We start from the raw sequence: 13,558 nt of genomic DNA, 5'->3' as shown, positions 1-13,558 counted from the left end.
ACCTTTAGGTCACAGCCGGACCAGCTCGCCATCTTCCTTCGTGAAGCTGTCGGGCCTGCGGTCGAGCAGATCCAGCACCGCCTCGGATGGCCGGCACAGCTTCACGCCCCTCGGCGTGACGACAATCGGCCGGTTCACAAGGATCGGATGGGCGATCATCGCCTCAAGAATGGCCTCGTCAGAGACGGTGGGATCGAGCAAGCCAAGTTCGGCGGCAGGCGTCCCCTTGTCGCGCAGGATGTCGCGCGGTCTTGCGTTCATAGCCGTCAGCAGCTCGTCGAGCTGTTCGCGCGACCACCCCGTCTGAAGATACTCGATCACCTGTGGCCGGTAGCCGGCGGCTTGGACCATGGCGACGGTGTTGCGCGACGTGCCGCAGGCGGGGTTATGGAAGATGGTGATGGGAAAATCAGTCATGGGGCTCACCTCGTGATCGGCGGGGCGCAACGCGCCGCCACCCGTTGGACCGCAGCGCCGCGCTCGTACCATCCCTTGGAGCGGTTCACGATGGCCACCACGGTCAGCATGACCGGCACCTCGATCAGCACGCCGACCACGGTCGCCAAAGCCGCGCCCGAGGAGAACCCGAACAGACTGATGGCGGCGGCCACGGCCAGTTCGAAGAAGTTGCTGGCGCCGATCAGGGCCGAAGGCCCCGCCACGCAATGGGCCTCGCCGGTGGCACGATTGAGAAAGTAGGCAAGGCCAGCGTTGAAATAGACTTGGATCAGGATCGGCACGGCCAGAAGGGCGATGATCGCCGGCTGCGAAATGATCTGCTCGCCCTGGAATCCGAACAGCAGAACCAGTGTCGCCAGTAGAGCAGTCAGGGACACCGGCCCTATGCGGCCAAGCACACGTTGAAGCGCGGCGTCGCCGCCTTGCTTGAGCAGCATCGTACGCAGCACCTGGGCCAGCACGACCGGAACGACGATGTAGAGGCCCACCGACAGCATCAAAGTCGCCCAAGGCACCGTGATGGCCGATAGGCCCAGCAGTAGGCCGACGATTGGCGCGAAGGCGACGATCATGATGGCGTCGTTCACCGCCACTTGGCTAAGCGTGAAGTGCGGCTCGCCACGGGTAAGGTTGCTCCAGACGAAAACCATGGCCGTACACGGAGCCGCCGCCAGCAGGATCAGGCCGGCGATGTAGCTGTTGATCTCGCCGGCCGGCAGATAGGGCCGAAAGAGGTAGCCGATGAAGACGGCGCCCAGGGCCGCCATGGAGAACGGCTTCACCGCCCAGTTGATGAAGAGCGTGACGCCGATCCCGCGCCAGTGACGGCCGACCTGACGCATAGCGCCAAAATCGACCTTCATCAGCATGGGGATGATCATCAGCCAGATCAGCGCCGCCACCGGCAGATTCACATTGGCGACTTCAGCCCCGCCGACGGCCTGGAAGACTCCGGGGAACAGGTGCCCAAGGCCAACGCCAGCGACGATGCAAAGGGCGACCCAGACCGTCAGGAAGCGCTCGAAGCGCGACATGGCCTGTTTGCCTTCGGCGGGGGAGGGCGGCTCGATGCTCATTGGGCAGCCTCGTCGGCGCGAGTCTGATCGGCGATTTCGCGCAGCTTGGTCTGGAGCGACATGCGGTCGATGGAGGCCAGCGGCAGGTTGAGGAAGAGGCGGATGCGGTTGCCCAGCATGCGCGCCGTATCGGAGAACGCTGCGGCGATCTCGGCCTCGCTGCCTTCGACGGCGGCCGGATCGGGCAGGCCCCAGTGCGCGGTCATCGGCTGGCCCGGCCATATGGGGCAGACTTCGCCGGCGGCGTTGTCGCAGACGGTGAAGATGAAATCGAGTTGCGGCGCGTCCGGCCCGGAGAACTCGTCCCAAGCCTTCGAGCGGAAATCGTCGAAGTTGAAGCCGAGACCTTCGACGATAGGACGGGTGTGTGGATTGACCCGTCCGTTTGGCATCGAGCCCGCCGAATAGGCTTTGAAGCGGCCCTGGCCCTCGGCGTTCATCAGCGCCTCGGCGAGGATCGAGCGCGCCGAGTTGCCGGTGCAAAGGAAGAGGACGTTATAGACCTTGTCGCTCATGGTTCTTTCCTCAGGCGCAGGCGCCTTCGCCCGCGCAGCTTTTGCTGGCGATGGCGAGGAGTGGGGCGCAGATTTCGGGGGAGCCCCCACAGCAGTCCTCCATGAGGAAAGCCAGCAGCTCCCTCATGGCGTCGTACTGGGCGGTGTAGATGATGGATCGGCCGTCGCGCCTGGACTGGACCAGACCGGCGTGGCTCAGCACGTTCAGGTTTGCCGACAGGGTGTTGGACAGAACGCCAAGCCGGCGTGCGATCTCGCCCGCCGCCATACCTTCTGGTCCGGTCTGGACAAGGAGGCGGAAGGTCGAAAGGCGGCCCTCGTGAGCGAGGGCGGCAAGGCCGGACGCGGCGCTACTGATTTCCATATTTCCGGTGTAGTGGAAATATAAGACGAATTGAAGTCGCCTTTTGCGATTTCGCTCTCCAGTTCACCATTCAGTTCCTGCAACGCTTGGGCTCAAATGAGGAAAAGGTCCGCGCTTCCGTCACTGAGATAGCCGGTGGCGATGGCTGCCGATCCTCTGCTGAAGCGGGTGCGCCCGCGCGCCGACCAAGGAGCCCGATGATGGCGTGGACGAGAAGGCTTACGACTGCGGCCCTGGCGGGCGTCGCGATCTTGTCTGCGTCGGCGGCCATGGCCGAGGCGCCCAGCCGCGGCGAAATCCTTTGGGATCGCTACGGGGTGCCTCACGTCTACGCCAAGGACGAGGCGGGCGCCTTCTACGGGTTCGGATACGCCCAGGCGCAGAACCACGCCGACATCATCATCCGCCTCTATGGCGAGGCCCGGGGAAGGGCGGCCGAATATTGGGGAGAGAGCGGCGTCGAATCCGACAAGTGGATGCTGGCCAACGACGTGCCCGAGCGGGCGGTCAAGTGGCGCGAGCAGCAAACCCCGCAGTTTCGCAAGAATCTCGACGCCTTCGCCCAAGGCATCAACGACTACGCCCGCGCGCACCCCGACAAGATCAGCCCCGAGGTGAAGGCGGTTCTGCCCGTGAGCGGCGTGGACGTGATGGCCCACGCCCACCGACTGATGAACTTCATCTACATCGCGCCCCAGGCCGCCACGATGGGCAGCGATGCGTCCAGCAACAACGGCTCCAACGCCTGGGCGGTGGCGCCCTCCAAATCCGCCAGCGGCGCAACGATGTTGCTGGCCAATCCGCATCTTCCCTGGCCGACCAGCTACTTCACCTATTTCGAAGCGGACCTGAACGGGCCGGGCTTCAAGATGTATGGGGCCACCCAGGTCGGCTTGCCGGTGCTGCGCTTCGCCTTCAACGACCGCATGGGGTTCACCAACACCGTCAACACCCTCGTCGGCTCGACGAACTACCAGCTGACGCCCAAGGATGGCGGCTACCTGTTCGACGGCGAGGTTCTCCCCTTCGAGACACGCAGCAAGACCTTCAAGGTCAAACAGGCCGACGGCGGCCTTCGCACGCAGACGCTGGAGTTACGAAGCTCCGTCCACGGGCCGGTCTTCGAGCGCAAGGATGGCGCGCTGGTGGCCTTGAGGGTCGCTGGCCTCGATCGGCCAGGCGGGCTCGCCCAGTACTGGGACATGGGCAAGTCGAAGAGCTTCGCCGAGTTCGAGACGATCCTCAAACGCCTGCAAGTGCCCAAGTTCAACATCATCTATGGCGACCGCGAGGGCCACATCCAGTTTCTGGACAACGGCATCTTGCCCAAGCACGCCCAAGGCGACTTGAAGTACTGGTCGGGACTGGTGCCGGGCGACACCTCAGCGACCCTGTGGAGCGACGTCCACGGCTATGAGGATCTGCCCAAGGTCACAGACCCCGCGACGGGCTTCGTCCAGAACGCCAATGATCCGCCGTGGCTTGCGACCTATCCGCAGGCGATCAAGCACGGCGACTTTGCGCCCTACGTCGCTAACAACGGACCCATGTCGCTGCGCGCCCAATGGTCGGTCAAACTGCTGGACCAGCCGGGCAAGATCAGCTTCGACGACTTCGTCAGCCGTAAGCTGTCCACCCATACGCTGATGGCCGACCGCGTCCTGCCGGATTTGCTCGAGGCGGCGCGGTCCGATCCGGATCCGCAGGTGCAGGAGGCCGTCCGCCTGCTGACGGCCTGGGACCGCAAGACCGAAGCGGCCAGTCGCGCGGCGCTGCTGTTCGAGACCTGGGCGGCGCGCTTTGCGCCCAACAATTTCGCCAGCCAGGCCAACTACAAGGTCAAGTGGTCGGCTGACGCGCCCATCGACACGCCACGCGGCATCGCCGACCCGGCGGCCGCCGTGCAGATGCTCAAAGCGGCGATCGCCGAGACCAAGGAAAAATATGGCGCCCTCGACCGTCCGTTCGGCGAGGTCTCGCGCTTTCATATCGACGACGTGAACCTGCCGGCCAGTGGAGGCTTCGGCAATACGGGCCTGTTCCACACCTTCACCTGGGGGCCGCTGAAAGACGGCCAGCGCACGCCCAACCACGGCGAGACCTGGATTTCCCTGGTTGAGTTCTCGCGGCCCATCAAGGCTGTGGGCCTGATGGCCTACGGCAACGCCAGCCAGCCCGGCTCCCCGCATCGCAGCGACCAGCTTAAGCACCTGTCGGATGGGACATTCCGCACGCTTTGGACGACCCGCAAGGCCGTTGAAGCCAACCTTGAGGAGCGGACGGCCTACTAGGGCCGTCCCAGGCGCCGGCCTTTCAGGCCGCGGCCGCTGCGGAGACATCACATCATGCAAGACGACCGCAAGCGGCGGCTGAAGTCGATCATCGGCGGCGCCACGGGCAATCTGGTCGAATGGTACGACTGGTACGTCTATTCGGCCTTCACCCTTTATTTTGCGCCGATCTTCTTTCCCAAGGGCGACAGTACAGCGCAGCTGTTGAACGCCGCGGCCGTGTTTGCGGTGGGCTTCCTCATGCGACCGATCGGCGCCTGGGTTATGGGTGTCTATTCGGACCGCAAGGGGCGCAAGGCGGGCCTGACCCTTTCGGTCTCCTTGATGTGCGGCGGCTCTTTGCTGATCGCGGTCACCCCCGGCTACGCCCAGATCGGCTGGGTTGCTCCGGCTTTGCTGATTTTCGCCCGTCTCATGCAGGGCCTGAGCGTGGGCGGGGAGTATGGGGCGAGCGCCACCTATCTAAGCGAGATGGCCGGACGCGATCGGCGCGGGTTCTTCTCGTCGTTCCAGTACGTCACCTTGATCAGCGGCCAGCTTCTGGCCCTGTCGGTGCTGCTCATCTTGCAGGCCATCCTGCCCGAGCCCGACCTGGAAGCCTGGGGCTGGCGCATTCCCTTCGTCCTTGGCGGGGCCCTGGCGGTGGTGGTCTTTGTTCTCCGGCGCGGCCTGGCCGAGACCACGGCCTTCCAGAATGCTCAGGCCCAAGGCGCGCCCAAGTCCAGCGGTCTGACCCTGTTTCGGCTCTATCCGCGAGAGGCGCTCGTGGTGGTGGCCCTCACCGCCGGCGGCACCTTGGCCTTCTATGCCTACTCCACCTACATGCAGAAGTTCCTGGTCAACACCTCTGGCTTCAGCCGCGAGGCCGCCACCGCGATCACCGCCGCGGCGCTTTTCGCCTACATGCTGATCCAGCCCCTGGCCGGCGCCTTGTCAGACCGGATCGGCCGCAAGCCGCTCATGGTGGCCTTCGGCGTTCTTGGGGTCGCCTTCACCTGGCTGATCTTCACCACACTGTCGCGCACCAACGATCCCTTCGTCGCCTTCGCCATCGTGCTGGGCGCCCTGGTCATCGTCACCGGCTATACGTCGATCAATGCGGTGGTGAAGGCCGAGCTCTTTCCCGCGCACATTCGCGCCCTGGGCGTGGCCCTGCCGTACGCCCTGGCCAACACCATCTTCGGCGGCACGGCCGAGTATGTGGCCCTGTGGTTCAAGGGCAGGGGGCTGGAGAGTGGATTCTACTGGTACGTGACCGCGATGATCGCCGTCTCGCTGGTGACCTATCTGCGCATGCGCGATACGCGCAAACACAGCCAGATCCTCGAGGACTGACGCCAGGCGCGCCAGTCCTCGCCAGGATCTAGGCCGAAGCGGCCTGCGGCTCGTAAGCCAGGGCCCGCAGACCCGTTACGAAGGCGTCGATATTGGCCGCGTTTAGGCCGGCGACATTGATGCGTCCCGAAGCGTCCATGTAGACGGCGTGGTCTTGGCGCATGCGCACGACCTCGTGGTGCTCAAGCGGCAACATGGCGAACATGCCGCGCTGGGCTTCCAACGGGCCAAGGTCGATGCGGCCCAGGTCCAGCGCCGCCAACTGCGCGCGAAGCCCGTTCACCCGCTCGCGCATGTCGGCGATCTCCAGGCGCCAGTCGGCGGTCAGGCCTTCATCCGACAGCACGGTCTTGACGATGGCGGCGCCATGGTCCGGCGGGTTGGACCACAGGAGCCTGGCCTGGCTGGCGGCGACCGCGCCGAAATTGGCCGCGGCCTTGGCCGATTGGGCGACGCCCAGAAGCATGCCGGCCCGGTCACGATAAAGGCCGAAGGTCTTGGAGCAGGACACCGCCATCAGGAGGTTCGGGCACTGGTCGAGGAGCGTGCGAGCGCCCTGGACGTCCTCTTCCAGCCCATCGCCCAGACCCGGATAGGCCAGATCCACAAGCGGCGTCACTCCAGCCTGAGAGGCGGCCGCGGCGACGGCCCCCCACATCTCAGGGTCAAGATCGACGCCTGTGGGGTTGTGGCAGCAGCCATGGATCAGGATGACGTCCCCCGGCGCGGCCTTGGACAGGGCCTGCGCCATAGCGCTCGCGTCGAAACGGCCGGACGCGTCCAGATGCGGGTAGGTCTCCACGCGAAGGCCGCAGGCCTGGACGAGCGGGATATGGGCCGGCCAGGTTGGCGTGCCGATCCAGACCGCGGCCGACGGCGAAGCCTCGGCGGCGATCTGCAAGGCAAGGCGCAGGGCGCCGGTGCCGCCAGGGGTCTGAATTCTCGCCACACGATCGTCCCTCTGCGCCGACAGATCGGGGAAGAAGGCGTCTTGCAGCATTCGGCAGAAATCGGCGTCGCCGGATGGCCCGAGGTAGCCCTTGGAGGTCTGCGTCTCGAGGATCGACCGCTCGGCGGTCTTGACCACGCGCATGATCGGGATCGTCCCAGCTTCATCGCGATAGGTGCCGACGCCCAGATCAACCTTCATCGGCCGCGGATCGGCTTTCATCAGGCGGCCCAGCTCCATGAGCGAGTCCGTCTTGGCCACAGGCAGGCGATCAAGCATTGGCCGCCTCGCGGGGGGTCTCTTCGTGGCGATGGGTCACCATTCGCCTGTGCAGCTTGGTGACGACGCCGCTGCCTGTGCGGGTGCAAAGTCCCGGGATCAGCGCGTGCACGAAACAGGCGATCGAGCCCACCAGCATCGCCGAACCGAACGACACCGCCACACCCATGTGCTCGAAATAGGTCTCACCCACCGACGCGGGGTGATCGCGAAAAAGCCTGTTGAACATGGCGCCTCCTGATCCGGAAAGATTAGCAAATGGCCTCGGGAGGGACGTTCTGAACTTGCATGCAAAATGCGGGTTGCGTGTGATGAACATCCCGCCGGACGCGTCAAACCAATGAGCTGATCCCAAGGCTGCTGCGTGACTGGGATGATGGGCGAGCCAGGGTGAGGTGGGTTGATTTTCTAATTTTCTAGAATAATAGTAAGATATGAGCGCTGAGATGAACGAAGACCAGGCGGCGGCCGGGCTAGCGGCCTTGGGCAGTCCCGTGCGTCTGAGGATATTTCGTCTGCTGGTCCGCGCTGGGCTGGACGGGGCGAGCGTCAGCGACATCGTTCGGCTGATGGACATGCCGGCCTCGACCCTGGGTCATCACCTCGGCGCCTTGGCCAAGGCCGAGTTGGTGCTGCAGCAAAAGCGCGGGCGCGAATTGATCTGCACGGCCAACTTCGGCCGCGTCACGGCGCTCCAGAGCTTCTTGACCGAGGCTTGCTGCACCGGACTGGCGGCGGCCGATTGCGCCGCCTGACAGCCCCCAATCTGAAATCACGACTTTCCAGGACATGAGTACATGAACGCCAGTGATCTGCCCGCCCTCGACGCCGACTTCGCCGATCGTCCGACCTGGGCGAAGCTGAACGAGGGGCCGGCCGTCGAGCACCCGCCGCGCATCCTCATTCTTTATGGATCCCTGCGCGATCGCTCCTACAGCCGCTTTCTTGCGCTTGAGTCTCAGCGGCTGTTGGAGCGCATGGGCGCCGAGGTGAAGCTGTTCGACCCCAGCGGCCTGCCGCTGCCGGACGACGCGCCCGTCGATCATCCCAAGGTCGCCGAGCTGCGGGCGCTTTCCATGTGGTCGGAAGGTCAGGTCTGGATCAGTCCCGAGCGGCATGGCGCCATGACCGGCATCATGAAGGCGCAGATCGACTGGATACCCCTGGAGATCGGCAGCGTGCGCCCCACCCAGGGCAAGACCTTGGCGGTCATGCAGGTCAGCGGCGGCTCGCAGTCCTTCAACGCCGTCAACGCCATGCGGGTGCTCGGGCGGTGGATGCGGATGATCACCATTCCCAACCAATCCTCGGTGGCCAAGGCCTATCAGGAGTTCGATGAGGCCGGCCGCATGAAGCCCTCGGCCTATTACGAGCGGGTCGTCGACGTGCTCGAGGAGCTTTTCAAGTTCACGCTGCTGATCCGCGACCGCGCCGATTATCTGGTCGATCGCTACAGCGAGCGCAAAGCGGCCGGTCGCAGGATTTCAGGCGTCGAAGAAGACGCCGAGATCTTGGCCATGCGCTCGGCCTGAGGCACGAGAGGCGGTTGTCGATTCCATAGTTCGGCGATAGCAGAAGTTGTTGCGGCCAAGGAGGATGCGATGGCTGACTGCCGACGCGGAGGCGGGCGATCCGCCGGGAATGGATCATCGATGAGGAGGCTTCGGGCTCGCCTCATTGGGGCTGGCGTCCTCTCAGCCGGCGCCCTGGCCGCATCGATCGCGCAGGCCGCCTGCGTGTTCGAGGTCGGCTCCTACAACGATCCGCAGCGCACGGCCCAAGGCGATCTGGCGGCGCGGGTGGTGTTGTCGGACGTCCCCACCAGCGCCCTCGCCATCGGCTATGGCGCCGCCGCCTTTCGGCGCGATGAGATCACGATCGCCGATGGCGCGCTCTATCTGGTGCGGCCCGACGGAGCGGGCGGTGTAAGCCTGCGACGCCATGCTGATCCCGGTGAGGGCGCGCTCATGTTGCAGACCGTGCCCGTCGAAGCCTGGTCTGTCGCGCGCAGCCTGGAGAGCATGGACGGTCTCGACGATCTTAGCCGGGTGCTCGACGAGGCGGTCGCGGCGGCGGGATGCGCGGACGGCGCCAGGCTCGCCTTCAGGCTCGAGGGTCGATTGCTGGACGCAGAGTACAGTCTCGACACCGCGCCCGAGCGCGCCGACCGCACGGTCCGAAACCGGGCCGCGATCATCGTCGGCCTCTACGCCTCCACGCCGGACGCCGCACGCTACGCCTTGCCGGCTGGGCGGCGCTTCCATCCGCATGTCGTCTTGCCCGCGAGCGGCGAGGCGGGACATCTGCGGAGCGTCCGGCTTGCTCCCGGCGGCAAACTGCAACTACAGACCCGCTAACGAAGGGGCGACATCGCCGAGCCGACGATGTCGCCGTCGACACCCTAGTCTTCCAGCTCGACCACCGCATCGACCTCGACGGCGAAGCCGAGCGGCAGGCGGAACACGCCCACGGCCGAGCGAGCGTGGCGTCCGGCGTCCCCAAGCACCTCGACCATCAGATCGGAACAGCCGTTGACCACGGCGGGGATGTCGATGAACGCCGGTCCGGCTTGCACGAAGGCGCCCAACTTGACGACCCGTTTGATCCGCGACAGGTCGCCGTCGGCCGCCAGACGCATCTGGGCCAGCAGATTGATGGCGCAAAGGCGGGCGGCGGCCTGACCCTGGGCGATGTCCAGATCGACGCCGACCGTGCCCTTGATGCCGCCGTCGGCGGCGCTGGAGACCTGGCCGGAGATGTGCACGAGCGCGCCGGTCCGCACGGACGGCACATAGTTGGCGACCGGGGCGGGCGGCGTGGGCAAGATGACGCCCATTCGGGTCAGGCGCTCTTCAATCGCGGACATTTCAGTCTCCTTGTTTGGACATAGGGGGGATGGAGGTGGTGAGGGGCGGGCCAAGCTGCTTCTCCCACTTGCCGACGACCGCCGCGGCGACCGAGTTGCCGACGACGTTGGTGCCGCTGCGGCCCATGTCCAGCAGGTGGTCCACCGCCACGATCAGCAGCAGGCCTGCTTCCGGAAGCTTGAAGTAGGTGAGGGTGGCGCTGATCACGACCAGCGAGGCGCGAGGCACGCCTGCCATGCCTTTGGACGTCACCATCAGCAGCAGCAGCATGGTGATCTGCTGGGCGATGGACAGCTCGACCCCATAGACCTGAGCGATGAACAGCACCGCGAAGGTGCAGTACATCATTGAGCCGTCGAGGTTGAACGAGTAGCCCAGCGGCAGGACGAAGCTGACGATCCGGCGATTGACGCCGAAACGCTCCAGCATCTCCATGGTGCGCGGGTAGGCGGCTTCCGAGGAGGCGACCGAGAAGGCCAGCAGGGCCGGGTCGCGGATTTCCTTGAATAGGCCCACGGCGCGCGCGCCGATGAAGGCGAAGCAGGCCAGGAACAGCACGCCCCACAGCACGCCCAGCGACAGGTAAAACCCGCCGACGAACTTGGCGTAGGTCAGCAGCACTCCCAGCCCCTGGGTGGCGATGGTCGATGCCAGGGCGGCGAAGATGGCGATCGGCGCCAGCTTCATCACATAGCCCGTCACCTTCAGCATGATCGCGGTGATCTGCTCGACCAGGGTCAGGACGGCCGGAGCCTTGTTGTCGAGGGCGGCCACGGCCGTACCCACGAAGATCGAGAACACCACGATCTGCAGGATCTCGTTCTTGGCCATGGCGTCGATGGCGGAGGCCGGCACCAGGTGGGTGACGAAACTCGACAGGGTGAACGCCGTGGTCTCGATGCCCGAGGCCTCGGTCACCGCCGGCGGCGTCAGGGACAGGCCCGAACCCGGCTGGATGATGTGGACCATGATCAGGCCGATGGTCAGCGACACCAGCGAGGCGCCGATGAACCAGCCCATGGTCTTGACGCCCACGCGGCCAATGGCCCCGGCGTCCTCCATGTGGGCGATGCCCGACACCAGGGTGGCGAAGACCAGCGGCGCGATGATCATCTTGATCAGCCGCAGGAAGAGATCGGTCAGAACCTTGAGGCCGGTGGCCACCTGTTCGATCTGCTCAGGCTGGAGCGTGATGTTGCAGATCCAGCCGACCAGGATCCCGAGGACCATGGATCCGATGATGAGATAAGCGAACAGACGGTTCATGCGGCGCGCGTCCTCCCTTGGGCGTGGCGAAGTTGGGCCGCTTGCGCGCGGACTTGGACTTCTGGGACGGAAGCGCAGACGAAATCCGCATCCGGCGCGCCTTGTCGTCCTGTCAAATCGGGGTTTGTCGCCGGTCGCCCGTTTGCGTCAATGCTCATCAGAGAGACTTGTTGATCGCATCACTCCAAGTAATGCGATCAGTCAATTCAGGGCTATTGTCGGCTGCTGAAATATTCCTGCAATAAACCAACGCCTGCCTTGTGCGCCATGCGACAGGGGCGTCCAGGTGCGGGTTCGGCGCGCGCTTCCGTCCAAGACAAGGTCGCATAAGGCGTATCGGTTTTTCAGGAGGGGTGACGTGAAGCTTCGTTCGAAGGGCGTGTTGATCGGCGCGGCGTTGATCGTGTTGAGCGCGGGGCAGGCCAGCGCCGCCGCCAAGGGCGGCGTGGTGGCCATTACCGACGCCATGGTGTTCGACGCGACGGGGGCGGCGGCCCGCAAGGCCACGGTCATCATCCGCGACGGCCGCATCGCCGAAGTCGGCCCGGGTCTGAAGGCGCCGGCCGGCGCCACGGTGATCAAGGCCGACGGCAAGGCCTTGCTGCCGGGCTTCTTCGATCTGCACACCCACTGGACCCCTGGCGGCGCGCCGGCCATCTCGCCGCAGATCGCCCGCGCCTACGTCTCCACCGGCGTGACCACCGTCAACGACTTCCACCAGCCGCCGGAATCCTACGAGCCGCGCCGCCGTTGGCTGAGCAGCTTGACGACGCCCCACGTCAACTTCACGGCGCGGATGAGCACGCCCGGCGGCCACGGCGCCGACTGGGGCGACGTGTCGACCACCAAGTGGGTGGATACGCCCGAGGCCGCCCGCGCCGAGGTCCGCGCGCTCATTCCCTACAAGCCAGACGCCATCAAGGCCTTCGCCGACGGCTGGCGTTACGGCTCGGCGCCGGACAACACCAGCATGGACTACTGGACCCTGTCGGCGCTGGTCGACGAGGCCCACAAGAACGACCTGAAGGTCCTGACCCACACCGTCACCGTCGAGCGCGGCAAGGTCGCCGCTCGCGCCAAGGTCGATGTGATCGCTCACAGCCTGCAGGACCGCGAAGTGGACGACGAAGTCGTTCAGCTGATGAAGGCCAACGGCACAACCTACGCGCCGACCCTTGCGGTCTACGAGCCGGTCAAGCCCGGCCAAGCCCAGCCGGACCGCAACGACCCCCGTGTGCAGCAGTCGTTCCGCAAGTTCGGCTACGCCATGAAGAACGTCAAAGCCCTGAGCGACGCCGGCGTGCAGATCGCCGTCGGGACCGATGCGGGCATGCCGGGCACGCCGCACGGGGTCGCCACCTTGCGTGAGATGGAGCTGCTGGTGGAGGCGGGGCTGACCCCCGTCCAGGCGCTTTTGGCCGGCACCGCCAACAGCGCCCGAGTCATGGGCGAACTCTCCGACCGAGGGACCATCGAACCGGGCAAGCGCGCCGACCTTGTGCTCATCGACGGCGCGCCCTGGAGCAACATCACCGACATCCGCAAGACCGATCAGGTGTTCATCGACGGCCGCCCCGTGTTCGGTCCTCTGGCCAAGCCCACGGTGGCCGACGGCCAGACCTCGATGCCGGCCATCAAGGTCGCTGCGCTGATCGATAATGTTGAAGGCGCGCCTGGCCGCACCAGCCTCGACACCCTGCGCCTGGACGACATGGACGGCGGTCACGACCGAACCATCCAGATCAACCAGGTCGTCGTGCGCGACGGCGCTGATCACGCCCTGCTGCTGACCGCCCGCATGGCGACCAAGGAGCAGCCGCAGGCCGGCGTGCGCCTCCCGCTGAGCCGTGGTTCGGTCGAGCCGGTGGACGCGCGGCAGTACAAGGGCGTGCGTTTCGATGTGAAGGGCGACGGCGGCGCCTACGAGTTCACCGTCAACACCCAAACCGGCCAGTGGCAGGCGCCGATCAAGGCCGGGACCGCCTGGACTACGGTCGAGGTGCCCTTCGCCTCCATGACGCGCACCCCTGGCCGCCGGCCTTCGACCGCACCCTGGAGCGGAGCTGATCTGCTCGACGTGGGCTTCAACGGCGAGCGCAAGGCCGGCGAGAAGCTCTGGCTGCAGATCGACAACGTCACCTTCTACTGAGCTCAGGT

The 13,558-nt window shown here is 65.6% G+C and carries 14 protein-coding genes; 6 read left to right on the top strand and 8 right to left on the bottom strand.

Annotation, left to right across the window (positions count from 1 at the left end):
- Positions 1-9: 9 nt before the first annotated feature.
- The 4 genes from arsC to P7B02_RS15565 are packed head-to-tail and all read right to left on the bottom strand — an operon-like array spanning position 10 to position 2,414.
- Complete coding sequence (gene arsC, locus P7B02_RS15580) at positions 10-417, bottom strand: arsenate reductase (glutaredoxin) (RefSeq protein ID WP_277787268.1); 408 nt, start codon at positions 415-417, stop codon at positions 10-12.
- A gap of 5 nt (positions 418-422) precedes the next feature.
- Positions 423-1,493 (bottom strand): ACR3 family arsenite efflux transporter, encoded by a 1,071-nt coding sequence (gene arsB / locus P7B02_RS15575; protein WP_277787560.1) that lies wholly within the window; start codon positions 1,491-1,493, stop codon positions 423-425.
- Between the two features lie 38 nt (positions 1,494-1,531).
- Positions 1,532-2,050: an arsenate reductase ArsC gene (locus P7B02_RS15570; RefSeq protein ID WP_277787267.1), complete on the bottom strand. Its 519-nt coding sequence runs from the start codon at positions 2,048-2,050 to the stop codon at positions 1,532-1,534.
- Positions 2,051-2,060: 10 nt separating this feature from the next.
- A complete protein-coding gene (locus P7B02_RS15565; protein WP_277787266.1) occupies positions 2,061-2,414 on the bottom strand; it encodes an ArsR/SmtB family transcription factor in 354 nt (117 codons plus the stop codon).
- Positions 2,415-2,614: 200 nt separating this feature from the next.
- On the opposite strand from P7B02_RS15565, the gene P7B02_RS15560 reads away from it, so the two are divergent.
- Both P7B02_RS15560 and P7B02_RS15555 read left to right on the top strand, forming a co-directional pair.
- Complete coding sequence (locus P7B02_RS15560; RefSeq protein ID WP_277787265.1) at positions 2,615-4,705, top strand: acylase; 2,091 nt, start codon at positions 2,615-2,617, stop codon at positions 4,703-4,705.
- A gap of 54 nt (positions 4,706-4,759) precedes the next feature.
- Complete coding sequence (locus tag P7B02_RS15555; protein WP_277787264.1) at positions 4,760-6,040, top strand: MFS transporter; 1,281 nt, start codon at positions 4,760-4,762, stop codon at positions 6,038-6,040.
- Between the two features lie 28 nt (positions 6,041-6,068).
- Here P7B02_RS15555 and P7B02_RS15550 read toward each other — a convergent pair whose 3' ends face one another.
- Both P7B02_RS15550 and P7B02_RS15545 read right to left on the bottom strand, forming a co-directional pair.
- Positions 6,069-7,268 (bottom strand): aromatic amino acid transaminase, encoded by a 1,200-nt coding sequence (locus tag P7B02_RS15550; protein WP_277787263.1) that lies wholly within the window; start codon positions 7,266-7,268, stop codon positions 6,069-6,071.
- Positions 7,261-7,497 (bottom strand): DUF6356 family protein, encoded by a 237-nt coding sequence (locus tag P7B02_RS15545; RefSeq protein ID WP_277787262.1) that lies wholly within the window; start codon positions 7,495-7,497, stop codon positions 7,261-7,263. Before P7B02_RS15545 ends, P7B02_RS15550 begins: the two co-directional genes overlap by 8 nt.
- A gap of 217 nt (positions 7,498-7,714) precedes the next feature.
- Between P7B02_RS15545 and P7B02_RS15540 the strand changes: the two genes are divergently transcribed.
- The 3 genes from P7B02_RS15540 to P7B02_RS15530 all read left to right on the top strand — a co-directional run bounded on the left by P7B02_RS15540 (position 7,715) and on the right by P7B02_RS15530 (position 9,625).
- Positions 7,715-8,023, top strand: coding sequence for an ArsR/SmtB family transcription factor (locus P7B02_RS15540; RefSeq protein WP_277787261.1), 309 nt, complete (start codon positions 7,715-7,717; stop codon positions 8,021-8,023).
- 42 nt (positions 8,024-8,065) lie between these two features.
- Complete coding sequence (arsH, locus tag P7B02_RS15535; protein WP_277787260.1) at positions 8,066-8,800, top strand: arsenical resistance protein ArsH; 735 nt, start codon at positions 8,066-8,068, stop codon at positions 8,798-8,800.
- A 120-nt stretch (positions 8,801-8,920) separates the two neighbouring features.
- A complete protein-coding gene (locus P7B02_RS15530; protein ID WP_277787259.1) occupies positions 8,921-9,625 on the top strand; it encodes a hypothetical protein in 705 nt (234 codons plus the stop codon).
- A 44-nt stretch (positions 9,626-9,669) separates the two neighbouring features.
- Here the strand turns inward: P7B02_RS15530 and P7B02_RS15525 are convergent, their stop codons facing one another.
- Positions 9,670-10,134 carry a RidA family protein gene (locus tag P7B02_RS15525; RefSeq protein WP_277787258.1) on the bottom strand — a complete coding sequence of 155 codons (465 nt, stop codon included), beginning with the start codon at positions 10,132-10,134 and terminating at the stop codon, positions 9,670-9,672.
- A 1-nt stretch (position 10,135) separates the two neighbouring features.
- Complete coding sequence (locus P7B02_RS15520; RefSeq protein ID WP_277787257.1) at positions 10,136-11,401, bottom strand: dicarboxylate/amino acid:cation symporter; 1,266 nt, start codon at positions 11,399-11,401, stop codon at positions 10,136-10,138.
- 358 nt (positions 11,402-11,759) lie between these two features.
- On the opposite strand from P7B02_RS15520, the gene P7B02_RS15515 reads away from it, so the two are divergent.
- Complete coding sequence (locus tag P7B02_RS15515; RefSeq protein ID WP_277787256.1) at positions 11,760-13,550, top strand: CIA30 family protein; 1,791 nt, start codon at positions 11,760-11,762, stop codon at positions 13,548-13,550.
- Positions 13,551-13,558 lie beyond the last annotated feature (8 nt).

The sequence above is a fragment of the Caulobacter segnis genome, from assembly GCF_029543125.1.
In the GTDB taxonomy this organism is placed as follows: Bacteria; Pseudomonadota; Alphaproteobacteria; order Caulobacterales; family Caulobacteraceae; genus Caulobacter; species Caulobacter segnis_D.
The sequence above is the reverse complement of the archived record's forward strand: the minus strand, read 5'-3'. Positions and strand labels throughout refer to the sequence as shown.